This window comes from Stenotrophomonas sp. LGBM10 (genome assembly GCF_046736075.1).
Taxonomy (GTDB): domain Bacteria; phylum Pseudomonadota; class Gammaproteobacteria; order Xanthomonadales; family Xanthomonadaceae; genus Stenotrophomonas.
Genome location: NZ_CP177163.1, coordinates 2,787,887 through 2,806,880 on the forward strand (window position 1 = coordinate 2,787,887; position 18,994 = coordinate 2,806,880).

An 18,994-nucleotide genomic window follows, 5' to 3' on the forward strand; every position below is an offset into this window, starting at 1 on the left:
CCCCACAAATGAGTGGCGAGACCTACCACTCACACTGCGATCTGTGCCATCCAAGGAGCTCAACGCTCACGGCCAGGTGTTGTGCAATCGGTTTTCCGAGTTCTAAGCCCCCTAGCCGTCCGTACTCCGTGTCACGAAGAGTAGGGGCCGCCTGAACAATCTTTGTCTCCGGTTCCACACTGATGAGGTACAGGTCGAAGAGGGTGTGAACATCTGAACGGAGCAAAAGCCCGTTCGACAGAGAGTTCGTTGCCGCCCCCTGATAGGGATATACGTGGGCCGCCTCGAGCACATCGACCACCTCACATCCGGTCATCGCACACCTGCCGGAGTAGGCCTGGAGCAGCGCAGCGCGGAATGATTCCTGACCTTGGCGGCGTACGATAGTCGCGAGAACCTTGCGCCTCTGGTCCTCCGCGTCTGAGAGAGAGAATGCAAGCGACTCCTCCGCGTACCGTCTCTGTTCTTGAAGCTGGGCGCGCGTTTCCCCAGTAGTGACAGTGGCATTGGCAGTGTCAGGCAGTGGCATTGTCCGGAGCAGCTTGATCAACTGGCCGGTCACCTCTGGACCCACATTCGCAGCTGGGCGTAGACCTGAGAGCCAGGGCTGCTCCAGCTGCTCGAGGACATGCGAGATATTCTGCATCCGGTACTCCCATGCCTTCGGGGTACGCCCATGCTGTACCGCCAACTCGCGATAGACCTGAGCCTTGTTCACCGCATGGCCCTGCGCAGTCCTTCCCTGCATCATCCGGTATGCCCCCACTGCAGCGACCAACTGATCCATAGTCCAATCGTTCAAACTCGCCATCCTTAGTCCTATTGGAATCGCAGATTCAATAGTCTCTAAGTATGCCGGAGGTGGCGTGGGGTGGCGCAATCAGCCTGCTAACTACTCAGAGCGAGTCCCTGGGGCGGCCAGAACGTATCTACCCGGCAAAGCTCATAGTGCTCCCCAAACGCCAACGCGGCCTCCCTAGCTGGCAAGTCCGAGTAGCACTCCAGCAAGAACTGATCCATCCCGGCATCGGCATGGTCAATGGCAAAGAAGCCCAGCATGGCTTCGTCGAAGTCCTGTAGCCACTCCGAGTCAATTCTGTTCATTCGCAGTCCTCCCGATAGGCGAGGCAGGATGCGCTTACCCCGTCACAAAGGCTGCGACTGAACAGAGCCGATTGCGCCAACCCGTAGATGGCGCCAACCGAACCCTGCCGAACCAACAGAAACAAGCGATTTCCCAACATCCGCACCAACCCGCATGGTGCACACCGGAGCGTAGAAACTCCTCTAGCAGCAAGATGTTGGACGTCCCACGTCGGGAGGGTGGCTAATACAACACCCCCTGTGGAAATACGCCCGCCGGTTGCTGCTAGACGGTTTCTAACCTCCCGACACCCTCGCCATCCCGGCGAGGGCACGCCATGCCGGAGGTCCAACATGCTGACGTCATTCATAGCATCACCCTTCTTCGAGCCCCCCAAGCGCAAGCCCTACACCCGGCCCGCGCGCTTCAACCGTGTGGGGTCGTTGCTGTATCCCATCCGCGAGGAACACGGCACCAACGAGCTCGTGCCTTACATCCGGTTGCGCGGCCGCTGGCTGGACAGCCTCGGCTTCGACATCGGTGCCCGCCTGAGCGTGGAGACCACCCCCGGCAGCATCATCCTCACGGTGGTGGAGCGGCCCGTGGTGGTTCCCCCAAAGATCCCCAGGAAGCTGCAGCGGCAAGCCCGCTGAGCGGCATCGCCCACCTTCGCGAAGGGCATCGGCACGGCCACCAGCCGGGGTGGCGCGCACGCCACACAGCCTTATGGCGGCACGGAGTACCACGGCCCGGCAGCGTCGCGCTGGAACAGGCACAAACCAATACGTCTCTGCGCCTCTGGTGCGGCACGCGCGTGCCTTCAACTTCACTAACCAGCAGTGGGAGGAACTCATGAACGAGAGCGTCTTCATGCAGCTAGAGATGGACGCTGGCCTGCGTGCCCGCTTCCAGCAGGCAGCGGCGCGCGAACGGCGCCCTGCTGCACAGGTGCTCCAATGCTTGATGAGCGAGTATGTGGCGCGGCAAGCGGGCCAGGGCACTACCGGCGAATCCGGAAGCGCTGAACCGGCCGAGCGCGCAGGCGGGGCGGCAGCTTGCGATGAGGCCGCAGCCACCGGCATGCCCGAGCCACCGCCGAACCTGGACAGCGGCGACCGGGACCTGGAAGCGTTGGCTCACCGCCAGCACGGGTGGAGCGCGTGTCCGTTTGGCACCCGATGATGCGCGCGTGCCCGCAACCATCCAGACAAGCGGGGCGACGGTGAGCCCGTGCAAGCTGCGGGTTCACCCGGTCTACCGCAATGAGGCGCCTAGGAATCTTTGCGCCGTGCCCGAACCGTGAACCCACGCAAGCCGGCTCTGTGAGCTACATCAACAGACGCGCTCCGAGCCACTGCTAGCCTTTCAGCCTCACGGAGGAGACCTCATGCTGACGCTGGATGCACGACAGGCAGCGCTGCTGCGCCTGCCATACCCCGTAACGTTCCTGCCCAGACTGGCAGATGAAATCCGCCGCGACATGCCGGAGCGGGTGATCGGCCTGGACAACCGCGCATTGGCTGCTGAAACCGAGCGCTGCTACACCTACGCCGCCTACGAGCTGGGCATCACCCGCCTGCCCGTGCTGGTGCGGTGGACGAAGACCGACGTCGGCAGCGGGGGCGCGCTACACCGCGACATGACGGTGGACCTGGCCGTACGCCATGCAGGCGACCCCAATCTGGCTGCCGCCGATCTGTTGGCTGCCCTGGCCGCGTCGCATCGCTGGCCCACGCCCCGGAGCGGTGCGTAATGGCGGCCACTCCCGCACCCGCCGTGGGAAAGGTGCTTGAGCTGCTCGGCAAGGCGGCTGCAGCAGCGGCGGCAGCGATGGGCGCCAAGGAGGCAGTGAAGGATCGGCCGGGCACCCGAGCGCGCGAGGCGGATTGCTCGGAAGTGTCCGATGACGCCGACTGCGACCAGTGCCTGCTGATCAACGGACGGATCGGGCCGCCGCCCACCCCGCGCTACATCGCCAAGAGCAATCGCATCAACTACGACTACCAGCTCTACGTCGCGAACCTGTACGCGGGGCCAGAGCGGTTTGGCTACGTGAGAGCCGGGGACAACTCGAACAGCATCGTCAATATCGAGCTCTCGATGCTGAAGGACTTCTTTGGGACGGGTGGGAAGTACACGACGTTGGAGTGGATGTTTGGTGGGATTGCGTTTGATGGGTTCTGGCGCAGCAAGTGCACAGTTGTGGAGAGCAAGGCGAACTATGCCCATGTCTTCGATGAGAACGGCAACTACAAGAAGGAGTTCATGAGATTCGAGATTGAGGGGTGGCGGGATGTCTTCGCGAGACAGGCGGCCGTAGTTGAACAAGCAAAGCCGTACGGCAGGCTCGAATGGCACTTCATGCAGCACGTTTGCTACGAGGTCGCGCTGGGCCTGGGAATTCCACCTGAGAACGCCAAGCTCACCCCGTACGGAATAAGGGACATCCTATGAAAGTAACTCTCGCATGCAGAAGTGTACCCGTGACGATGAGCCCATTTCAGGTCTACGAGGATGGGCTGAGTTGGGTCGGAAGCCTCGCCACCATTCATCCACACTTCGAACAATGGTGGCTGATGCCATCCTCCGCTCATGAGCCGGAGATCCCTATGTCCGACCGAGAGCAGATCATCACGCGCATCGAAGCCAGAAGTGCCTATTTCGACAAGCAGTATCCAGGCACGAGTTCCCCTGCAAACCATAGCATTCTGCTGACGAACGCGCCGGGCGAAGCGAAGTGGCGCGAGCGAGGATGTCTTGCGCTGTCGATCAGAGCTGGGGTGGGGGAGTTACGGTTGGAAATAAATCAAATAGAGCAGATCTACGACTCCCCGTGCGACGTAATGTGGGGGCTGCTCAAGGTGCTCACGTCCAGACCGCAGGCGACCTTTGCGCAGACCAATGTCCAGCAGGCAAGAGGGAGAGAGAGGCGACACTACAGCAGCCAACTGGCGGTGTTTCAGCATCGCGATTTCATGGGCTGGATGGGGTACGTAGACCGGCCCGTCAGTACCCAGCAGATTCCCGATGCGGCCCGTGTGGAGCGTCATGGCCCAGGAACACTGATTCTAGCTACGGAGTCTATGGACCTCTTCGACGCGCACTCAGTTGAGCAGGTCAATCGGGTCGAGATCGCAATGGCCGAGCTAGGCCTCTTGGCAGTGAGAGGAGCTGGCCTTGGAGGGTGATGTGGTGTTGTCGTTGGCACGCCCGCGTTTGAAGCGCCGTTTCCGCTGACGCGGCTATCCAGACGATCTACATCCAAATGAGCTAGGCCATATGAACACCTCCATCTCCCGCAAGATATTGCCGCGCGTACTGACCGCGGCTGAGACGTACGACTACTCGGCTGGCTTGATCGCACGCCTGGCGGCTGCTCATGTTGGCTTCCAGCACTGGTGGACAATGCTTGCCAAGCCCACCGACACGCGCATCGCATTTGATGATCGGGCATCCACGGTTGACATGAACTCGGTAGGGTTCATCACTCGCCGCGATGCTGTCTCATCGCTTCTGCACCCATGAATATCACGTTGGCCTGTTACTCCCCAACCATCCAGACAAGCGGGGCGACGGTGAGCCCGTGCAACCTGCGGGCTCACCCGTGCTCCGGCAATGTGGCGCCTAGGAATCTGTGCGTCGCACTCGAACCGTGAACCCACGCAAGCCGGCTCTGTGAGCTACATCAACAGACGCGCTCCGAGCCACTGCTAGCCTTTCAGCCTCACGGAGGAGACCTCATGCTGACGCTGGATGCACGACAGGCAGCGCGGCTGCGCCTGCCATACCCCGTAACGTTCCTGCCCAGACTGGCAGATGAAATCCGCCGCGACATGCCGGAGCGGGTGATCGGCCTGGACAACCGCGCATTGGCTGCTGAAACCGAGCGCTGCTACACCTACGCCGCCTACGAGCTGGGCATCACCCGCCTGCCCGTGCTGGTGCGGTGGACGAAGACCGACGTCGGCAGCGGGGGCGCGCTACACCGCGACATGACGGTGGACCTGGCCGTACGCCATGCAGGCGACCCCAATCTGGCTGCCGCCGATCTGTTGGCTGCCCTGGCCGCGTCGCATCGCTGGCCCACGCCCCGGAGCGGTGCGTAATGGCGGCCACTCCCGCACCCGCCGTGGGAAAGGTGCTTGAGCTGCTCGGCAAGGCGGCTGCAGCAGCGGCGGCAGCGATGGGCGCCAAGGAGGCAGTGAAGGATCGGCCGGGCACCCGAGCGCGCGAGGCGGATTGCTCGGAAGTGTCCGATGACGCCGACTGCGACCAGTGCCTGCTGATCAACGGACGGATCGGGCCGCCGCCCACCCCGCGCTACATCGCCAAGAGCAATCGCATCAACTACGACTACCAGCTCTACGTCGCGAACCTGTACGCGGGGCCGGAGCGGTTTGGCTATGTGAGGGCTGGGGACAACTCGAACAGCATCGTCAATATCGAGCTCTCGATGCTGAAGGACTTCTTTGGAACGGGTGGGAAGTACACGACGTTGGAGTGGATGTTCGGTGGGGTCGCGTTTGACGGGTTCTGGCGCAAAAAGTGCACTGTCATCGAGACCAAGGCGAACTACGGACACGTATTCAACGCGGATGGGGCGTACAAGAAGGAGTTTATGCGACCCGAAATCGAGGCATGGCTAGTTCAGTTCGAAGCGCAGAATGCCGCTGTAGCAGGTGCGCATCCACAGGGCAGTCTCGAGTGGCATTTTATGCAGGCCATCTGCTACGAGGTTGCCCTTCAACTCGGAATTCCGCCTGAACACGCACGGCTGACCCCATACATGCAGGGTGAACTTCTATGAACATATCACTGACGAGCAAGGTGGCCCCAGAGCTGCTTACTGCATCTGAGACATATGATCGGGCGGCCGAAACAATAAGGCGCTTGGCATCTGCCCATCCTGCGTTCCTCAAATGGTGGTCAATGTTGAGCAAGCCCTCCGATGCAAGAATTGCATTTGACGATAGGGTAGGGATGACAGCCTTGATCCAGGCAAACAAGGACTCGTTCCAGCACCTGTATCCCAACGCGTCGCCTCTACTCAACAGTGGTGTCCTGCTCACCAACGTCACGAGCGAGGCAGAGTGGTTGGCGCGCGGAAGGGTCTCTCTTGCCATCAATCCGGGACCCGGAAAGGTGCGGCTGGAGATCTGTCGTATTGAAGAGGTCTTTCCCTCGCCGACTGAACTGGTATGGGCCTCACTACGTGCACTAGCGCGCGATTCGAGGGTCAACTTTGTGAACACGAATGTCCAGCAGGGCTGGGGCAGAGAGAGAAAGCTGTACAGCCTCCACTGCAGCGCCTTTCCGCACAGAGAGTTCCTGGGCTGGATGGGCTATGTGAGTCGGCGGCTCACCGCCGACCAGATTCCAGAGGCCGCCCGCATGGAACATGCTGGTGAGGGCACGCTGATCATGGCAACAGAGAACCTCGACTTGTTCGACGCAAGCGCCGTAGAGCAGGCCAATCGCGTGGAGATACGTCTGGCCGAACTTGGGCTGTTGCCTGTTACGGATTCACGGCTGCTATGAACATTACGCTCACGTGCGCGACGCCGAGCGTGAGCCTCACCCCCGTTCAGGTGTACGAACAGGCGGAAAGTTGCATCTCGCGACTCTCTTTGGTGCATCCGGATCTAAGGAGCTGGTGGAAGTTTCCGGACGCACCTAACGTTCCCTTCATCGAATTCCATGACCTGAACGCAATCATTTCCTCTATCAAGGCGATGAGTGCAAAGCATCGCGCGGCATTTCCGACGCTTGCAAATAGAGGAAGCGCAGGCCTTATGCTCACCAACGCCAACAGCGAGACGCAGTGGCGGGAGCGGGGGAGAATCACCCTGTCCGTTCAGCCGGCAATGGGGGAGGTTACGTTCTCTATGTACGAAGCCGAGCGAGTATTCGCTCCGGTGGGCAAAGTGGTCTGGTCACTGTTGGAGGCGCTTTCATCGGATCCGCGGGTGACTTATGCGAAAACGGATGTTCACGAGCGCGTCGGTGGGAAGTTGCTGATATACAGCAATGATCGCGGTGTGTATCCGCATCGAGAGTTCCTCGGCTGGATGGGGTACGTAAACCAAGCTCTATCGCCAGTGCAGCTGCCAGAAGCCTCGCGGGTGGAGCGGCATGGCGAGGGCACGCTTATCCTTGCAACTGACGTGCTGGACCTGTCCAGTTCTGCGGCCGTGGAGCAGGTAAACCGTGTCGAGATACGGCTTTCAGAGCTTGGGCTCCTTCCAGTGACTGATCCACGGTTGACATGAACTCGTTAGGGTTCATCACTCGCCGCGATGCTGTCTCATCGTTTCTGCACCCATGAACATCACGTTGGCCTGTTACTCCCCACCCAACGATCTCGCCGCAGCGCAAGCGTGGGAGGATGCGTCCGAGTGGGGGGCGCGCATCGCCAACACACATCTGGACTTTGAGACATGGTGGACGGTTCCGCGAGGTCCACGAGATGACGCCATCCCATTGTCTCAACGGGGGCATGTGGTCGCTCACATTCAGAAGGCAAACACCCAACTGGATCAGGAGTTTCCTGGGTCTGCTGGTGAAGGAAGTGTCGGTATCCATCTGACCAATGCTGCCACGGAGGCTGAGTGGGCAAAGCGTGGAAAAGTCTCCCTTGCGATTCACCCAGGCAGCGGCATCCTGAGGCTTAGGCTCGGTCGCATCGAGGAAATCTATCCATCGCCGACGACGCTCATCTGGAAGCTGCTCCAAGGCCTGACGTCCGATTCACGTGTAACCTTTGCGCAGACGAATGTCCTGCAACAGGTGGCAGGTAGCGTCATGACGTACAGCGGCGACCGACGTGTGTTCCATCACCGGGAATATCTGGGGTGGATGGGGTACGTGCATGCGCCACTATCGGCCGACCAACTGCCTCATGCGGCGCGCCTGGAACGGCAGGGTCGCGGGACGCTAATTCTTGCAGCCGACGTTCTGGATCTCGGTGATCACGCAGCGGTCGAGCAGGCAAATAGAACTGAGATTGGCCTTGTTGATCTGGGTCTACTACCCGTGATTGATTCGAGTCTTATGTAGTGCTCATTGCCTGCCGTGCACAGGTTGCCGTCTCCGTTGGATAACCCCGCCACACGCGCGTCCCTGAGATAGATCATGAAAGCAACTGTTCGATGCAAGATGAGTTCGGAAGATCTGGATGCTGAATATCTATACGGTCGTGCCGAAGATGTCCTGAGCCGTCTCTCATCTATTCACGGCGTATTCGGGAAATGGTGGTCAGTGCCGACCCATGCAGGAAGTTCACTCATTGCATTTGAAGATCGCGAAAGCATGATCAAGCTGATCGAGCAGCAGAGGCAGGATTTCCAAGCGAAGTATCCGGGGATTTCATTGTCCGCAAGTAATGGGATTCTGCTTGCGAACGCTGCGGACGAGGAGGGATGGGCGACGAAAGGAAGTGTCTCCATAGCCATCAACCCTGGTCCGGGCGAGATCCGACTGGATATCGGTAATCTCGATGCGGCTCACGCGACGCCTGCGGAGTTGGTCTGGTCATCGCTTAAAGCACTGGCCGAAGATGCGCAGATCACGCTCGCTCAAACCAACATCATGCAGACCGTTGGTAGAGAACGAAGGCTCTACAGCCTTCACTGTAGCGTCTTCCCGCACAGAGAATTCCTGGGCTGGATGGGTTATGTGGATCAGCCAGTCGATGAATCCCGGGTTCCTGACGCGTCACGTGTGGAACGACATGGCCGGGGAACGATGATCATGGCGACAGAAGATGCAGACCTGTTCAACGCCCGCTTGGTGGAGCAGATGAACCGGGTTGAGATCAGCCTCGCTGAGCTTGGCCTTCTTCCTGTGATCAGTCCGAGTCTCTAGCGCGATTCCATGTATGAACATCACTCTCACCTCTAGCATTCCCGTGATGCACCTCGATGCAGAAGGGGCGTACCGCGAGGCAGCTGGATGGATCGACCGACTGTCCTCAGTGCACCCGCATTTCGAAGAGTGGTGGGTGCTGCCCGGCGGGCCTAAAGATCATCATGTCGGCTTTCGGGATGCCACTGCGACGGTCTCGTCAATCCACAAGGCAGATGAAGAATTCCACCGAGAGTTTCCAGGTGCTCATGCTCTTGGGAGTACAGGGCTGGTCCTCACCAACGGGCGAACGGAGCAGCTCTGGAAGGAACGTGGGAAGGTGGCGCTTGTAGTACAGCCCGCATCCGGTGACGTAACGTTGGCGATCTACCGTATAGAAGCGGTGTATCAGCCGCCAGGTCAAATGGTGTGGTCTATTCTGAAAGCCCTCTCTTCAGATCCGCGTGTGACCTATGCAAGAACGAACGTACAGGCGCTGATCGCTGGCAGGCTCGTCACCTACAGCATTGATTGCTCAGTCTATCCACACCGCGACTTCCTTGGATGGATGGGCTATGTGGATCAACCTGTCGATGAATCCCAGATTCCTGACGCGGCCCGTGTGGAGCGTCATGGGCGCGGAACGCTGATCATGGCGGCAGAAGATGCAGACCTGTTCAATGCCCACTCGGTGGAACGGATGAACCGGGTGGAGATCAGCTTGGCTGAGCTTGGTCTACTTCCCGTGATCGGTTCCAGTCCGTAGCCGTGGATCGTGACGAGCCAGCCGCCAGGGCGGCTCAGTGAAGCACTGCAACCGCCCGGTCGTGATCCAGCACCGCTGGTCTACTCAGCGAACTGAGTGCCTCTATCAGACCCGCACAGCGTTGGAGTACACACGTCCATTGACGTGCTCACGAAACGGGGATCGTTCACAATGCAGGTCACTGCAATGGCGCTGCTCTCGCGGAATGGGGCTCCGTAGTGCTTGATATCTGTGAATGAGCATCGTCCATTGTCAACGCCGATGGTGGCCTGCCGCCTCCCCCCCACGGAGCTTTCCATCCGCATCTGGCCGCTGGAATGATATGAGACGCCCACGGGCACGCGTCCATTGGGTGCCGTTGCGGTGACCCAGTCTGCGCTTCCCGGCGGGTGCCCGAACGTACCAAGCGCATCAGTGGCGGCGCTACTGCACCCCCAGCCGGCACCCTGGCCATCCACGCTCCCTTCGCCGAGTGAGGGCACCATGTCCATCGAGTCGCAGAAGGCCTGGTGATACAGCTTGGTCGCCTCTGTCTGTTCGTCGTAGCGATAGATCAAGCGACCGGATCCATCCGGGCTCAACCGCTGCTCCACCCGCACCGTGCCGCCATCGAAATCACTCCACTCGGTGCTTCTGACGACGTATGAGATTCCGCCGGGATCCTGTTCGATTCGATCGCCGCTGAGTGGATGTTCCTCCGCTGAAGCGTGCCCCTGCAGGGCAACCAGACATGCACATGCCAATGCCTTCACCTTCATTGCAGATCTCCTCACGTTGTTGGGTCGAGGTGTGAGGGTTGAGGCTGCAAGGCGCGAGGTCAGTGACGAGCGTCGGACGTGTGCGGATTCCGGAATTTTCCTACCGCCATTGCGTGATCGTTGGCATATCCGCGCGAACGGGGTGCCCGAAACCGAAGGCGTCGGCAACGCAGGTCTCCACCCATCCCCACACCCTGCTACCATTCCCCAGCATTCCAGCCAGCCTGCCCATGCAACACAGATGCTGGGCCGGCCGTTGTAGAACGGCCCAGCGAGCCAGGACACCCTCCCGTGCCCATTCAAGGACGCTCGCATGACCCCTCGTTCCCTTCTCCGTTCGGCCACCCTGGCCCTCGCCGTCAGCCTTTCGCTGGGCGCTCCCTCTGCCTTCGCCGTGGGCGAAGCCGCCACGCCGGCCAGCACCGAGGCCGCCATTCAGCGCAGCGTCCTTGCCAAGGGCCTGTACGAACTGGCCTACAGCCCCAAGGTGGATGTCGTGTATGTGGCCTCGTCCGGTGGCTTTGGCGATACCGCCGGCCAGCCGCAGCTGCTGCTGCTGGACCCCACCAACCTCGAGCTTGAGGCCCAGATCCCGCTGGAGCGCAAGCCGTTCGGCATGGTGCTGGACGACGCCAACAACCGCCTTTACCTCGGCAACACCGTGGATACGTCGGTCACCGTGCTTGATACGGCTACGCACAGGGTGCTGGGCATTGTGCAGTTGATGGAGAAGAAGGTGGGCAAGGATGGCAAGGCCGCCTACACCCACGACCTGCGCGAGCTGGTGGTGGATGGCCCGGCCAACCGCCTGTATGTGACCGGCCACTCGGGCGAGGGCAGCGTGCTGTTCGTGGTGGATACGCAGTCGCTGAAGGTAATCGACACCATTCCGGGCCTGGGCAAGGCCAAGGCACCGGGCCTGGCGCTGGATGCCAAGGGCAAGCGCGTGTACACCTCCAACCTGCTGGCCGAGCTGGTGGTGGTGGGCACCGACAGCGGCATGGTGGAGCAGCGCTTCCCGATCAGTGCCGAGCAGCCGATGAACATCGCGCTGGATCCCGCCGGCAAGCGCCTGTTCGTTACCGACCAGGGCTCGGAGATGATCCGCAAGTACCAGGCCAGCAGCTCCGGCTTCGCCTCCAAGCACCCGGGCAACCGCGTGCTGGTGCTGGACCGCACCACCGGCAAGGAGCTGGCCAGCATCCCCACCGATGCCGGCCCGCTCGGCATCCTGCTGGATGCCAAGCGCAAGCGCCTGTACGTGACCAACCGCGAAGCGGGCACGGTGACGGCCTACAACAGCGATAACTACAAGCTGCTGAAGACGTACTCGGTGCCGACGCATCCGAACAGCCTGGCGCTGGATGCGAAGAAGAACGTGCTGTACGTAACCATCAAGAACGGCGACAAGGATGCCGAGGGCAGCCGGGAAAGCGTGGCGCGTATCGCGCTCTGACGCCTTGGCGGGTATGGGACGCGCAGTGCATCACTGCGCGCCCCAGCATCAATGGCAGGCGCTCACGTAGCCTGCCAGCCGCCAGTCGTTGCGGCCGGTGTAGACCAGCTGGTAGCTGTCTGCACAGCCCGCCGAGCGCACGGCCAGGTGGACATCGCGGGTTTCCGGTGCGACCGGCGTCTCCGCAGGGCGGAGATGGGCGGCAATCGCCTCCGCGTGCGTGGCCTGCAGGGTGGGCAGGGGCACCGCGTCTTCCGCGGGTGCGGGGGCATCTGCGCCCGTTGGCGTGGCAGCCACTGCATGCGCTCTCAGATACGCCTGCGCGCCTTCGCTGTCGGGGCGGCACAACAGCGCATCCACCAGTGTGGTGGCCTGCTCGCCATCGGTGAGTTGCGCGGCGGTGCTGGCCCAGCTGCGGGCGAAGTCGCCGGCGCAGGCCAGCGGCACGCGCGGCGGAGCGGCCGCGGCCAGTGCCGGCAACAAGACAAGGCACGCAAGGTGCCACGGTCGAACAGACAGCATCGGATCCTTCCCTGGCGCGTGGTGACGGCCCGATTCTGGCTTACCCGGCGTGCGCATGCACGCTCCCTCACTCCGGCACGTACTGCGCGCGGCAGGTGCGCCAGCCGGTGAACGGCGCCAGCAGGCTGTGCCACTGCTCGGCGGTGAGAACCCGCTGCAACTGCGCCATCACACGCGGGTCGTAGTAGCGCAGCAGGCCCGTGTGGCCCTCGGGAAGGTGGAGCGTGAGCAGCGCCTTCAGGTGCGCGAACACCGCCTCGAACGGGCGCATGCTGGTCAACAGGGTGATGGCGTTGGGGTCGTGCCGTTCCACTTCCGTCAGCCATTGCGAGAGCTGCGGTGCGTCGGCCGGCGCGAGCAGCCACGGCCCGGAAGCGGCTGCCTTCGCGTCGGGGGTGCCGAGGAACAGCGAGCGGTAGCTGGCCGGGGGCGCAAGGCGCAGCAGCGCGTCCGGCGCGTCCGGGCGCACGGCGGCGTCGAGGATGATGTAGGCGTTCATGCGGCGCGCGCCAGGTAGACCGTGCCACGCTCGCCCGCCTGTTGCAGGCAGCTCTCGCAGATGGGGACGGTTTGCTTGGCGGGTGCTGTGGACGCAGGCGCCTTCGCCGCGGCCGTGGCTGCTGCCGGCACCGCAGGACCATCGTCGACGTAGACAAGGTGCTGCTGGCCCGCGATCAGGCTGCAGCCGCAGGCGAGCCGATCGCCTTCGCGTGCCACGGGCTGGCCGTCGATGATGAGGGTGGCATCGCCGGAGACGATCGCGAAAGCACCCCCATGCACAGGGCAGGTGGCGTAGTCGTTGATGCGGGCAACGGGCTTGCCTTCAATATCGGTGAACGGTGAGCCGGTGATGACACGGCCGCCGCTGGTGGTGGTGTCGCCCACAACGATGAGCATTCGCATATGCATACCCTTGATTGAATGCGGGGGGCTTTCTATCACGGTGAGAAGCGCCGGCCTGCTGCACGTAAGCGGTCCTGCAAAGCGCGTCACGCTGTGGGCGCAGGACCGAGCGGTACGCGACACGTCCGGGTCGATTCGACGGGTGCGAATGCGGCTGCATGCGTCACTTCGCGCAGGTGTCGACCGGCACCAGCGCGTGGTCCACCGCAAACTGCTGCGCCGCCTGTGCACCGCTCAGATGGGCGTAGCGGGCGAGCAGAACGTTATCGAGGCCGGCGATGTGGTGATCCAGCGCATAAACACGCCACAACGCCTCGTCGAAGGCGTGCAGCCAATCGGATTGGGGCGAGGACATCGGGACACTCCGCAGCGAAGGAGCGCCAGCCTGACAGGGCGGAACGGGCCTGCGCACGGAACGGCATCGCATTCCTGCGCGAGCGGTGTGCACCCTTGCGAATGCTGCAGTGGCGTGGCGCTTCTGCGGGCCGGGCAGTTGCAACCGATCCTATGGCCATCCCCTGCCGCATTTCCAACAATCGCCCCCGAAGATTCCGTTGGGAGTACGTGCGTGGATGCATCGATGTGGTGGGCGTCGTGGAGTGGGCCGCTGCTGGGCGGGATTGCGGCCGGTGGCATGGTGGGGTTGGCGGCGTGGATGGCCGCGCGGTCACCGGACATCTCCGGTGTGTGGACCATGACCCTGCGCCACCAGACCTCCAGTTGGAGCGAAACGCTCGGCATGGATGTGACCTACCTGGTGATGCTGTCCCAGCGCCGTGGGCGGGTGGAGGGCATCGCCGAGCGTGTGCGCGATGTGCACCCCGATGGCAGCGTGCGCAACTACAGCGGGAGCCATCGACTGCGCGCTGAAATCAGCGGCGGGCTGCTCGGTGGCGTGTTCGAGCGCCGCCAGTTCCAACTGCTGTTCCGCGAGCATGGCGCGCATCGCAGCCACGCCACCACGCACCGGCTGGAACGCCGTGTGGGGCGGGGCCAATGGCGGGGGCAGTTCTGTTGCAGCGCGGCCAGCAGCACGGGTGAGGTGCGCTGGTCGCGCGGGTTGGGGAGTTTCAGCTTCAGGCGGTGAGCTTGGTGGCGCTCAGCGCTTGACCGCCAGCACGCCATCCAGCGCCAGTTCGGCCTTGAAGCCGGCCTTCTCCAGGCGCTTGGCGACTTCGCGCGGCACGTCGCGGCCACTGGTGAGTCTGTTGGGCGCGCCGGTGTAGTGGAACATGCGGCCACCCTTGCGGATCACGCGGGCGAGCTGGTCGTAGAACACCTGCGAATACAGTTCGCCGGCAATGCCGAAGCGCGGCGGGTCGTGCAGGATGGCATCGACCGAGGCGGTGTCCAGGGTTTCGATTGCCTGCGATACGTCGGCATGGGTCAGCGAAAGGCGGCCGCCGCTGCTGGCGGCCTCCGGGTCGGGCGACCACGGGTTGAGCGTGCGCAGCCACAGTACGTCCGGATTCTTTTCGAACGAGAGAATGCGGGCAACGCCGCCCTCCAGGCAGCAGGCGGCGAAATAGCCGAGGCCGCCGCAGGTATCCAGCACGGTCTTGCCCGCCGGTGCGATCAGCGCGACCTTGCGCCGTGCATCCTCGAACGGCGATACCTGCGCGCTGGGCAGCATCTTGATGCCGTCGATCTCGAAGGTGGGCGCGTCCCAGTCGGTGGGCACCAGTTTGATCAGCGCCGTGCCGAAGCGCGAGATCGGTTCGAACGCTTCGCCATCCCAGTAGTACAGCGTGCGGTCCTTGGTCTTGCCGGGGTAGGCGTAGAACTGCCCGTGCCAGCGCCAGCGGTCGGCACCCAGAATGGCGGTGCCGGTGCTGCGGCCGAGATCGAGCGAACCGGTCCATTCGCCGGTGCCGGCATCGCGGGCGCGGACCAGGGCATCGGCAAGCGGACGGGTCAACAGGGGGCCGGTGTAATGGGGCACGGGATCGGGGGCGCCGGTACTGCGGGGCAGCCGGGCGACAGGGCAGCCAAGGGGTGGGCATCGTACCCGAGAACGCGCCCGGGCCGCGTGACCGGGGCCTGTTCGCAGCGCGCCAGGTCTACAATCGGGTCGTACCCTGCGGGAGGGAAGCCCGCACATGGCCCAGACGTGGATCCCCCTGGCGGACGATGAACACAGTCACCGAGCAATCCTGTTTTCCCTGGCGTTCCCGGGCGTGCATGCGCTGGGCCGCCGGCGCGATGCTGGTCGCCCTGTTGACGCTGGCCGGTTGCGGGCAGCCGGACGATGTGGGGCCGCCGGTTCGCCTGCACGAGGTGAGCTCCATCGAGATCACCTTCGTGCAGGGGCCATTGGAGGACGTCGAAGAGGTGCATCGCCTGCAGCAGGGGGCCGGGCAACGCGTCTTCGAACGGACCTCCGAGGTGACGTGGCGGGGGGGCCAGCCCAAGGTCACCACGGGCACGGTGCCGCCGCAGCGTGTGGCGGAAGTACTGCGTGCGGCAGGCGCACCGACGTGGTCCCGGCAACGCGCGGTGGACATGGCCGTGCGCCGGCTGCGCCCGGAAACCCTGATCGACGATGCGGTGACGCACGACATGGCATCGTCCGGCTGCACCGTGGCGGACCTCCGCAGGCGCATGGGCGCTGCATTGCGTGGTGATGCACTGCGCGCGCAACTGCTTGCCTACTACGGCGATGACTACGCCTGGACCGATGATGCGCCGTCGCTGCGCATGACAGTCCGTTACGACGACGGGACGGAGACGGTGGTGCAGTCCACGTCGCAGAAGGTGCGCATGCTGCCGTGGCAGATGGGCGGCCCTTCAGGCACGCCGCGCCTGAACTGGTCGGTGCCACTGACCGAGGCCATAGCGCGTGTGCTGCCGCCAACATCCGCCGCCGCCGAGCGGCTGGAAGACACCGCTTACCGGCACATGACCCAGCGCATTCTGCGTACCGCACAGACGGAGTGTGCTGCCGGAGGCCGGTGACCGGTGGGCGGCGCGGTTCAACCGCCGTGCTGGAGATAGTGCCCGCGCGAGAACAGCCACTGGCACTTCTTCTTCACCACCAGGCGCGGACGACCCCGCTCGATCACGATGTGGCCACCCGCACCGGCGTCGCCCTCAAGCGTGGCGCCCTGCTTGAGCAGCGCTATCCCACTGCGTCCATCCGGCGTAAGCAGGGCCTCTTCAATGCCGGGCGCGTCGTCTCGACGGAACAGGGTGGCGATCTGCGCGTCGCTGGCGGTGCGCAACGCGGCATCGACACGGCGCCACGGCTGGCCCGCGCGGAACGACATGACATAGGCGCCGTCGTTGCGCTCCACCTTTACCGATTCCGTTGCGCGCGCGGTGTCGGCATAGCAGCCGATCAACTGGCCTTGGCCGGTACGGTGGCCGTCGCGGCAGGCGACAAGCAGCAGCATCAGCGGAAGCAGAAGGAACGGTCGGGGCATGGCCGGATCGAAGCGGTGTGGAGGTGAAGTGTAGGCAACTCCCTGATGTGTTGCTGCGGTGGGTTCCCAGTGCGTAATGCGGGGTCATCTGATCGCGCAGGAGCAGGCCGATTTGCACACTGGCTGCATGTCTCCTCCTGCCCACCCCTGGTCGCCTGGTGCCACGTACTTCTTCAGTGCGCATCTACGCGATGGTCACAGCCAGTTGCTGGTGGAACACGCCACCTACCTGCGGCTGGCGTTCCGGATCGCGCGGGTGCTGCGTCCGTTCCGCATCGACGCCATCGTCGTGCTGCCCGATCACCTCCACGGGGTGTGGACGCTGCCGGAAGGAGACACCGATGGGCACTGCCGCTGGAGCCAGATCCAGGCGGTGTTCGACCGGCACCTGCCGGGCAACCCGCCGCGTGCCGTGCTGCGCCGGGACCGGCAGGTGCGCCCGCTGTGGCACAGCGGGTTCCGCGAGCATCGCATCCTGGATGGTGCGGACCTGGCGCGCCATGTGGCGTACGTGCACCAGAACCCGGTCAGGCACGGGCATGTGCGTGATGCCCGGCAGTGGCCGCTGAGCTCAATCCATCGGGGTGTCGGGGCGCCGGTGGCGGGGGGTGACGGGATGGATCAGGAAGAGGAACGGGAATGCTGAAGTACGGCCAGGGAATGCCGGAGGGCGCCGCACAGGTGGCGGCGATGCACGGGCGTGCCGGTTGGGGAGTTGACGGCACGCCACACGGGCGGGCACCCGGCGGGGCCATGACGCCGGGTGGGGAGCGCCAGGGGGCCGCGCAATCGGGGTGCGGCCCCTCTGGCGCTGGGCCGGCCCCCGCCGTTGCACCGGATGCTCAGGGGCAGGCCACCGGATAGATCGGGCCGGCGCCGATCAGCAGCAGGCCCATGTAGTCGCTGTCAGGTGCTTTGCCTTTGAGGGTGGCACCGGCATTGAACTTGAACAGACCGAAACCTCCGCGCGGGCTGACCAAGGCCTTGCTGATCTGGTGGGCGTCGTCCTTGAAGAACTGTGCGATGTCGGCACGGGTGGACTCCTGCAAGGGCGTCGGCTCGCGTTGCCATTGATCGTCGCGCTGGAAGGACACGAAATAACGGCCCTGCTGCTGCTCGATGCGGAACTCGGCCGGCTTGCGCGGATGGGTGGCGTAGCAGCCGAGCATGGGATCGGCGGAGAACACGTTGGCGCTGTTGCTGCCGTTGCGGCAGGCCGCGAGCGGCAGCGTGAGAAGAAGCATCACGCCGTAGACGGAAGGGCGGAGAGAGGAGCGCATGGCGGGTCTCTGCGGGTCTTTCCGCATTCTAGGCCGAGCATGCAAAGACGCCGTGCAGGCCGTGCCGGCCTTGGCGCGGTGCTGACGGCATTCGCGGCTGCGGCACCGGACGCGGATGGTGTAGCGTGGGGCTTTGCCCTTGGAGCAGCCGAGTGAGTACGGAATCAACATCGAATACCGCACCGCGCCCGGCTCGAACGGGACGCGCGCCGTGGCTGGGCATGGCCAGCTTTCTGGGGTTGCCGCTGGGTGGTGCCGCCGGTTATGCGGCGGCACACCTGGGCAGTGCCGCGACCACGGGCGAAGGCACGACCGGTGCGGCCATTGGCGTGCTGGCCGCGGCGGTGATCGGCCTGATGGCCACGGTGGGCGCGCGGGTGCGCCAGGAGCGATGGCCGTGGCTGGGCATCGTGGGTGCGGTGGTGAGTGCCGCGCCGCTGGCGGTGTTCATCGCCGGCATGATGGTGATGCGCTGAACCACGCGCGCTCCGCGAGCCGCGCCGCAACAGGGGGCGTACCGGCGGTCAGTGCCGGTGCCGCCGCCAGGCGTTCCAGACATGGGTACTGGCCAGCAGCAGGCTGCCGGCGACGGTAAGGGGCGTTTCGCTGTCATGGCTGGGCCAGCCGAGTGCGCCGGCCAGCAGCAACAGCAGGCCGGCGGTGGCGCTGATCATCGCGCCCGCAGGCAGGGGCCGCTGACGATGTGCGCGCCACAGGGCGAAGGCGGTCAGTGGCACGGCGACAGCCACGAACAGGGCGTGCACCCACTCGGCCTCGGCCCATACCCCCATCAACGGCAGCGTGGCGGCCAGCAACGGCAGCGCCAGGCAGTGCAGCAGGCACAGGCCGGAGAGGGCGATGGCACCGGCATCGAGCAGGGTGGAGGATCGTTTCATGGGGGGCGGGCCTTGGTTCGTGAATGTTATATAGTAACATTTCAATCCTGCTTCCGGCCTGCCCT

29 protein-coding genes are annotated in these 18,994 nt (G+C 63.7%); 18 read left to right on the plus strand and 11 right to left on the minus strand.

Features of this window, described 5'->3' with window-relative positions; all coding sequences use genetic code 11:
- Nucleotides 1–22: 22 nt before the first annotated feature.
- Together ACLB90_RS11895 and ACLB90_RS11900 are read right to left on the minus strand one after the other, a co-directional pair.
- Entirely contained in the window at nucleotides 23–787 is a 765-nt protein-coding gene (locus ACLB90_RS11895) for an HNH endonuclease (protein ID WP_411849690.1), read from the minus strand.
- 101 nt (nucleotides 788–888) lie between these two features.
- Entirely contained in the window at nucleotides 889–1,104 is a 216-nt protein-coding gene (locus ACLB90_RS11900) for a hypothetical protein (protein ID WP_411849691.1), read from the minus strand.
- Between the two features lie 333 nt (nucleotides 1,105–1,437).
- Here ACLB90_RS11900 and ACLB90_RS11905 point away from each other — a divergent pair, with 333 nt between their 5' ends.
- The 13 genes from ACLB90_RS11905 to ACLB90_RS11965 all read left to right on the plus strand — a co-directional run bounded on the left by ACLB90_RS11905 (nucleotide 1,438) and on the right by ACLB90_RS11965 (nucleotide 9,692).
- On the plus strand, nucleotides 1,438–1,737 hold the full coding sequence (locus ACLB90_RS11905; RefSeq protein ID WP_411849692.1) for a SymE family type I addiction module toxin: 300 nt from the start codon (nucleotides 1,438–1,440) through the stop codon (nucleotides 1,735–1,737).
- A 199-nt stretch (nucleotides 1,738–1,936) separates the two neighbouring features.
- Entirely contained in the window at nucleotides 1,937–2,266 is a 330-nt protein-coding gene (locus ACLB90_RS11910; protein ID WP_411849693.1) for a hypothetical protein, read from the plus strand.
- Nucleotides 2,267–2,471: 205 nt separating this feature from the next.
- Nucleotides 2,472–2,837: a hypothetical protein gene (locus ACLB90_RS11915; protein WP_411849694.1), complete on the plus strand. Its 366-nt coding sequence runs from the start codon at nucleotides 2,472–2,474 to the stop codon at nucleotides 2,835–2,837.
- Nucleotides 2,837–3,538, plus strand: a complete 702-nt coding sequence (locus tag ACLB90_RS11920) for a Tox-REase-5 domain-containing protein (protein WP_411849695.1) — start codon at nucleotides 2,837–2,839, stop codon at nucleotides 3,536–3,538. Before ACLB90_RS11915 ends, ACLB90_RS11920 begins: the two co-directional genes overlap by 1 nt.
- Before the next feature lie 29 nt (nucleotides 3,539–3,567).
- On the plus strand, nucleotides 3,568–4,272 hold the full coding sequence (locus tag ACLB90_RS11925) for a hypothetical protein (protein ID WP_411849696.1): 705 nt from the start codon (nucleotides 3,568–3,570) through the stop codon (nucleotides 4,270–4,272).
- A gap of 91 nt (nucleotides 4,273–4,363) precedes the next feature.
- Nucleotides 4,364–4,609 carry a hypothetical protein gene (locus tag ACLB90_RS11930; RefSeq protein WP_411849697.1) on the plus strand — a complete coding sequence of 82 codons (246 nt, stop codon included), beginning with the start codon at nucleotides 4,364–4,366 and terminating at the stop codon, nucleotides 4,607–4,609.
- 215 nt (nucleotides 4,610–4,824) lie between these two features.
- Nucleotides 4,825–5,190: a hypothetical protein gene (locus tag ACLB90_RS11935; RefSeq protein WP_411849698.1), complete on the plus strand. Its 366-nt coding sequence runs from the start codon at nucleotides 4,825–4,827 to the stop codon at nucleotides 5,188–5,190.
- On the plus strand, nucleotides 5,190–5,891 hold the full coding sequence (locus ACLB90_RS11940) for a Tox-REase-5 domain-containing protein (protein WP_411849699.1): 702 nt from the start codon (nucleotides 5,190–5,192) through the stop codon (nucleotides 5,889–5,891). Before ACLB90_RS11935 ends, ACLB90_RS11940 begins: the two co-directional genes overlap by 1 nt.
- 173 nt (nucleotides 5,892–6,064) lie before the next feature.
- Complete coding sequence (locus ACLB90_RS11945) at nucleotides 6,065–6,622, plus strand: hypothetical protein (RefSeq protein ID WP_411849700.1); 558 nt, start codon at nucleotides 6,065–6,067, stop codon at nucleotides 6,620–6,622.
- Entirely contained in the window at nucleotides 6,619–7,353 is a 735-nt protein-coding gene (locus tag ACLB90_RS11950; RefSeq protein WP_411849701.1) for a hypothetical protein, read from the plus strand. The genes ACLB90_RS11945 and ACLB90_RS11950 overlap by 4 nt, the downstream gene beginning before the upstream one ends.
- Nucleotides 7,354–7,405: 52 nt before the next feature.
- Nucleotides 7,406–8,140 carry a hypothetical protein gene (locus tag ACLB90_RS11955; RefSeq protein WP_411849702.1) on the plus strand — a complete coding sequence of 245 codons (735 nt, stop codon included), beginning with the start codon at nucleotides 7,406–7,408 and terminating at the stop codon, nucleotides 8,138–8,140.
- A gap of 75 nt (nucleotides 8,141–8,215) precedes the next feature.
- Nucleotides 8,216–8,947 carry a hypothetical protein gene (locus ACLB90_RS11960; protein ID WP_411849703.1) on the plus strand — a complete coding sequence of 244 codons (732 nt, stop codon included), beginning with the start codon at nucleotides 8,216–8,218 and terminating at the stop codon, nucleotides 8,945–8,947.
- A gap of 13 nt (nucleotides 8,948–8,960) precedes the next feature.
- Entirely contained in the window at nucleotides 8,961–9,692 is a 732-nt protein-coding gene (locus ACLB90_RS11965; RefSeq protein WP_411849704.1) for a hypothetical protein, read from the plus strand.
- An 80-nt stretch (nucleotides 9,693–9,772) separates the two neighbouring features.
- Here the strand turns inward: ACLB90_RS11965 and ACLB90_RS11970 are convergent, their stop codons facing one another.
- The gene (locus tag ACLB90_RS11970) at nucleotides 9,773–10,450 is read right to left on the minus strand and encodes a hypothetical protein (RefSeq protein ID WP_411849705.1); all 678 of its coding nucleotides are present in this window, start codon (nucleotides 10,448–10,450) and stop codon (nucleotides 9,773–9,775) included.
- Nucleotides 10,451–10,763: 313 nt separating this feature from the next.
- Between ACLB90_RS11970 and ACLB90_RS11975 the strand changes: the two genes are divergently transcribed.
- Nucleotides 10,764–11,906: a YncE family protein gene (locus ACLB90_RS11975; RefSeq protein ID WP_411849706.1), complete on the plus strand. Its 1,143-nt coding sequence runs from the start codon at nucleotides 10,764–10,766 to the stop codon at nucleotides 11,904–11,906.
- 48 nt (nucleotides 11,907–11,954) lie between these two features.
- On the opposite strand, the gene ACLB90_RS11980 is transcribed toward ACLB90_RS11975, so the two are convergent.
- The 4 genes from ACLB90_RS11980 to ACLB90_RS11995 all read right to left on the minus strand — a co-directional run bounded on the left by ACLB90_RS11980 (nucleotide 11,955) and on the right by ACLB90_RS11995 (nucleotide 13,686).
- On the minus strand, nucleotides 11,955–12,428 hold the full coding sequence (locus ACLB90_RS11980; RefSeq protein WP_411849707.1) for a hypothetical protein: 474 nt from the start codon (nucleotides 12,426–12,428) through the stop codon (nucleotides 11,955–11,957).
- 67 nt (nucleotides 12,429–12,495) lie between these two features.
- Nucleotides 12,496–12,927 carry a DUF4123 domain-containing protein gene (locus tag ACLB90_RS11985; protein WP_411849708.1) on the minus strand — a complete coding sequence of 144 codons (432 nt, stop codon included), beginning with the start codon at nucleotides 12,925–12,927 and terminating at the stop codon, nucleotides 12,496–12,498.
- Complete coding sequence (locus ACLB90_RS11990) at nucleotides 12,924–13,325, minus strand: PAAR domain-containing protein (protein ID WP_411849709.1); 402 nt, start codon at nucleotides 13,323–13,325, stop codon at nucleotides 12,924–12,926. Before ACLB90_RS11990 ends, ACLB90_RS11985 begins: the two co-directional genes overlap by 4 nt.
- A gap of 169 nt (nucleotides 13,326–13,494) precedes the next feature.
- Nucleotides 13,495–13,686, minus strand: a complete 192-nt coding sequence (locus tag ACLB90_RS11995) for a hypothetical protein (protein WP_411849710.1) — start codon at nucleotides 13,684–13,686, stop codon at nucleotides 13,495–13,497.
- A gap of 213 nt (nucleotides 13,687–13,899) precedes the next feature.
- Between ACLB90_RS11995 and ACLB90_RS12000 the strand changes: the two genes are divergently transcribed.
- A complete protein-coding gene (locus ACLB90_RS12000; RefSeq protein ID WP_411849711.1) occupies nucleotides 13,900–14,418 on the plus strand; it encodes a hypothetical protein in 519 nt (172 codons plus the stop codon).
- 12 nt (nucleotides 14,419–14,430) lie between these two features.
- Here ACLB90_RS12000 and ACLB90_RS12005 read toward each other — a convergent pair whose 3' ends face one another.
- Complete coding sequence (locus tag ACLB90_RS12005; RefSeq protein WP_411852749.1) at nucleotides 14,431–15,303, minus strand: class I SAM-dependent methyltransferase; 873 nt, start codon at nucleotides 15,301–15,303, stop codon at nucleotides 14,431–14,433.
- A gap of 209 nt (nucleotides 15,304–15,512) precedes the next feature.
- Here ACLB90_RS12005 and ACLB90_RS12010 point away from each other — a divergent pair, with 209 nt between their 5' ends.
- Complete coding sequence (locus ACLB90_RS12010) at nucleotides 15,513–16,286, plus strand: hypothetical protein (RefSeq protein WP_411849712.1); 774 nt, start codon at nucleotides 15,513–15,515, stop codon at nucleotides 16,284–16,286.
- 17 nt (nucleotides 16,287–16,303) lie between these two features.
- Here ACLB90_RS12010 and ACLB90_RS12015 read toward each other — a convergent pair whose 3' ends face one another.
- A complete protein-coding gene (locus ACLB90_RS12015; RefSeq protein ID WP_411849713.1) occupies nucleotides 16,304–16,753 on the minus strand; it encodes a hypothetical protein in 450 nt (149 codons plus the stop codon).
- A gap of 127 nt (nucleotides 16,754–16,880) precedes the next feature.
- Between ACLB90_RS12015 and ACLB90_RS12020 the strand changes: the two genes are divergently transcribed.
- Nucleotides 16,881–17,399 carry an REP-associated tyrosine transposase gene (locus tag ACLB90_RS12020; protein WP_411849714.1) on the plus strand — a complete coding sequence of 173 codons (519 nt, stop codon included), beginning with the start codon at nucleotides 16,881–16,883 and terminating at the stop codon, nucleotides 17,397–17,399.
- A gap of 196 nt (nucleotides 17,400–17,595) precedes the next feature.
- Here the strand turns inward: ACLB90_RS12020 and ACLB90_RS12025 are convergent, their stop codons facing one another.
- Nucleotides 17,596–18,033, minus strand: coding sequence for a hypothetical protein (locus tag ACLB90_RS12025; RefSeq protein ID WP_411849715.1), 438 nt, complete (start codon nucleotides 18,031–18,033; stop codon nucleotides 17,596–17,598).
- A 221-nt stretch (nucleotides 18,034–18,254) separates the two neighbouring features.
- Here ACLB90_RS12025 and ACLB90_RS12030 point away from each other — a divergent pair, with 221 nt between their 5' ends.
- A complete protein-coding gene (locus ACLB90_RS12030; protein ID WP_411849716.1) occupies nucleotides 18,255–18,509 on the plus strand; it encodes a hypothetical protein in 255 nt (84 codons plus the stop codon).
- Between the two features lie 48 nt (nucleotides 18,510–18,557).
- On the opposite strand, the gene ACLB90_RS12035 is transcribed toward ACLB90_RS12030, so the two are convergent.
- Nucleotides 18,558–18,929 (minus strand): MerC domain-containing protein, encoded by a 372-nt coding sequence (locus ACLB90_RS12035; RefSeq protein WP_411849717.1) that lies wholly within the window; start codon nucleotides 18,927–18,929, stop codon nucleotides 18,558–18,560.
- Between the last annotated feature and the right edge of the window lie 65 nt (nucleotides 18,930–18,994).

What these genes read in the sequence shown, in the direction of transcription:
- ACLB90_RS11895 (WP_411849690.1), bottom strand. Translation starts at nt 787, where the DNA reads ATGGATCAGTTGGTCGCTGCAGTGGGGGCATACCGGATGATGCAGGGA.
- ACLB90_RS11900 (WP_411849691.1), bottom strand. Translation starts at nt 1,104, where the DNA reads ATGAACAGAATTGACTCGGAGTGGCTACAGGACTTCGACGAAGCCATG.
- ACLB90_RS11905 (WP_411849692.1), top strand. Translation starts at nt 1,438, where the DNA reads ATGCTGACGTCATTCATAGCATCACCCTTCTTCGAGCCCCCCAAGCGC.
- ACLB90_RS11910 (WP_411849693.1), top strand. Translation starts at nt 1,937, where the DNA reads ATGAACGAGAGCGTCTTCATGCAGCTAGAGATGGACGCTGGCCTGCGT.
- ACLB90_RS11915 (WP_411849694.1), top strand. Translation starts at nt 2,472, where the DNA reads ATGCTGACGCTGGATGCACGACAGGCAGCGCTGCTGCGCCTGCCATAC.
- ACLB90_RS11920 (WP_411849695.1), top strand. Translation starts at nt 2,837, where the DNA reads ATGGCGGCCACTCCCGCACCCGCCGTGGGAAAGGTGCTTGAGCTGCTC.
- ACLB90_RS11930 (WP_411849697.1), top strand. Translation starts at nt 4,364, where the DNA reads ATGAACACCTCCATCTCCCGCAAGATATTGCCGCGCGTACTGACCGCG.
- ACLB90_RS11935 (WP_411849698.1), top strand. Translation starts at nt 4,825, where the DNA reads ATGCTGACGCTGGATGCACGACAGGCAGCGCGGCTGCGCCTGCCATAC.
- ACLB90_RS11940 (WP_411849699.1), top strand. Translation starts at nt 5,190, where the DNA reads ATGGCGGCCACTCCCGCACCCGCCGTGGGAAAGGTGCTTGAGCTGCTC.
- ACLB90_RS11945 (WP_411849700.1), top strand. Translation starts at nt 6,065, where the DNA reads ATGACAGCCTTGATCCAGGCAAACAAGGACTCGTTCCAGCACCTGTAT.
- ACLB90_RS11950 (WP_411849701.1), top strand. Translation starts at nt 6,619, where the DNA reads ATGAACATTACGCTCACGTGCGCGACGCCGAGCGTGAGCCTCACCCCC.
- ACLB90_RS11955 (WP_411849702.1), top strand. Translation starts at nt 7,406, where the DNA reads ATGAACATCACGTTGGCCTGTTACTCCCCACCCAACGATCTCGCCGCA.
- ACLB90_RS11960 (WP_411849703.1), top strand. Translation starts at nt 8,216, where the DNA reads ATGAAAGCAACTGTTCGATGCAAGATGAGTTCGGAAGATCTGGATGCT.
- ACLB90_RS11965 (WP_411849704.1), top strand. Translation starts at nt 8,961, where the DNA reads ATGAACATCACTCTCACCTCTAGCATTCCCGTGATGCACCTCGATGCA.
- ACLB90_RS11970 (WP_411849705.1), bottom strand. Translation starts at nt 10,450, where the DNA reads ATGAAGGTGAAGGCATTGGCATGTGCATGTCTGGTTGCCCTGCAGGGG.
- ACLB90_RS11975 (WP_411849706.1), top strand. Translation starts at nt 10,764, where the DNA reads ATGACCCCTCGTTCCCTTCTCCGTTCGGCCACCCTGGCCCTCGCCGTC.
- ACLB90_RS11980 (WP_411849707.1), bottom strand. Translation starts at nt 12,428, where the DNA reads ATGCTGTCTGTTCGACCGTGGCACCTTGCGTGCCTTGTCTTGTTGCCG.
- ACLB90_RS11985 (WP_411849708.1), bottom strand. Translation starts at nt 12,927, where the DNA reads ATGAACGCCTACATCATCCTCGACGCCGCCGTGCGCCCGGACGCGCCG.
- ACLB90_RS11990 (WP_411849709.1), bottom strand. Translation starts at nt 13,325, where the DNA reads ATGCTCATCGTTGTGGGCGACACCACCACCAGCGGCGGCCGTGTCATC.
- ACLB90_RS11995 (WP_411849710.1), bottom strand. Translation starts at nt 13,686, where the DNA reads ATGTCCTCGCCCCAATCCGATTGGCTGCACGCCTTCGACGAGGCGTTG.
- ACLB90_RS12010 (WP_411849712.1), top strand. Translation starts at nt 15,513, where the DNA reads ATGCGCTGGGCCGCCGGCGCGATGCTGGTCGCCCTGTTGACGCTGGCC.
- ACLB90_RS12015 (WP_411849713.1), bottom strand. Translation starts at nt 16,753, where the DNA reads ATGCCCCGACCGTTCCTTCTGCTTCCGCTGATGCTGCTGCTTGTCGCC.
- ACLB90_RS12020 (WP_411849714.1), top strand. Translation starts at nt 16,881, where the DNA reads ATGTCTCCTCCTGCCCACCCCTGGTCGCCTGGTGCCACGTACTTCTTC.
- ACLB90_RS12025 (WP_411849715.1), bottom strand. Translation starts at nt 18,033, where the DNA reads ATGCGCTCCTCTCTCCGCCCTTCCGTCTACGGCGTGATGCTTCTTCTC.
- ACLB90_RS12030 (WP_411849716.1), top strand. Translation starts at nt 18,255, where the DNA reads ATGGCCAGCTTTCTGGGGTTGCCGCTGGGTGGTGCCGCCGGTTATGCG.
- ACLB90_RS12035 (WP_411849717.1), bottom strand. Translation starts at nt 18,929, where the DNA reads ATGAAACGATCCTCCACCCTGCTCGATGCCGGTGCCATCGCCCTCTCC.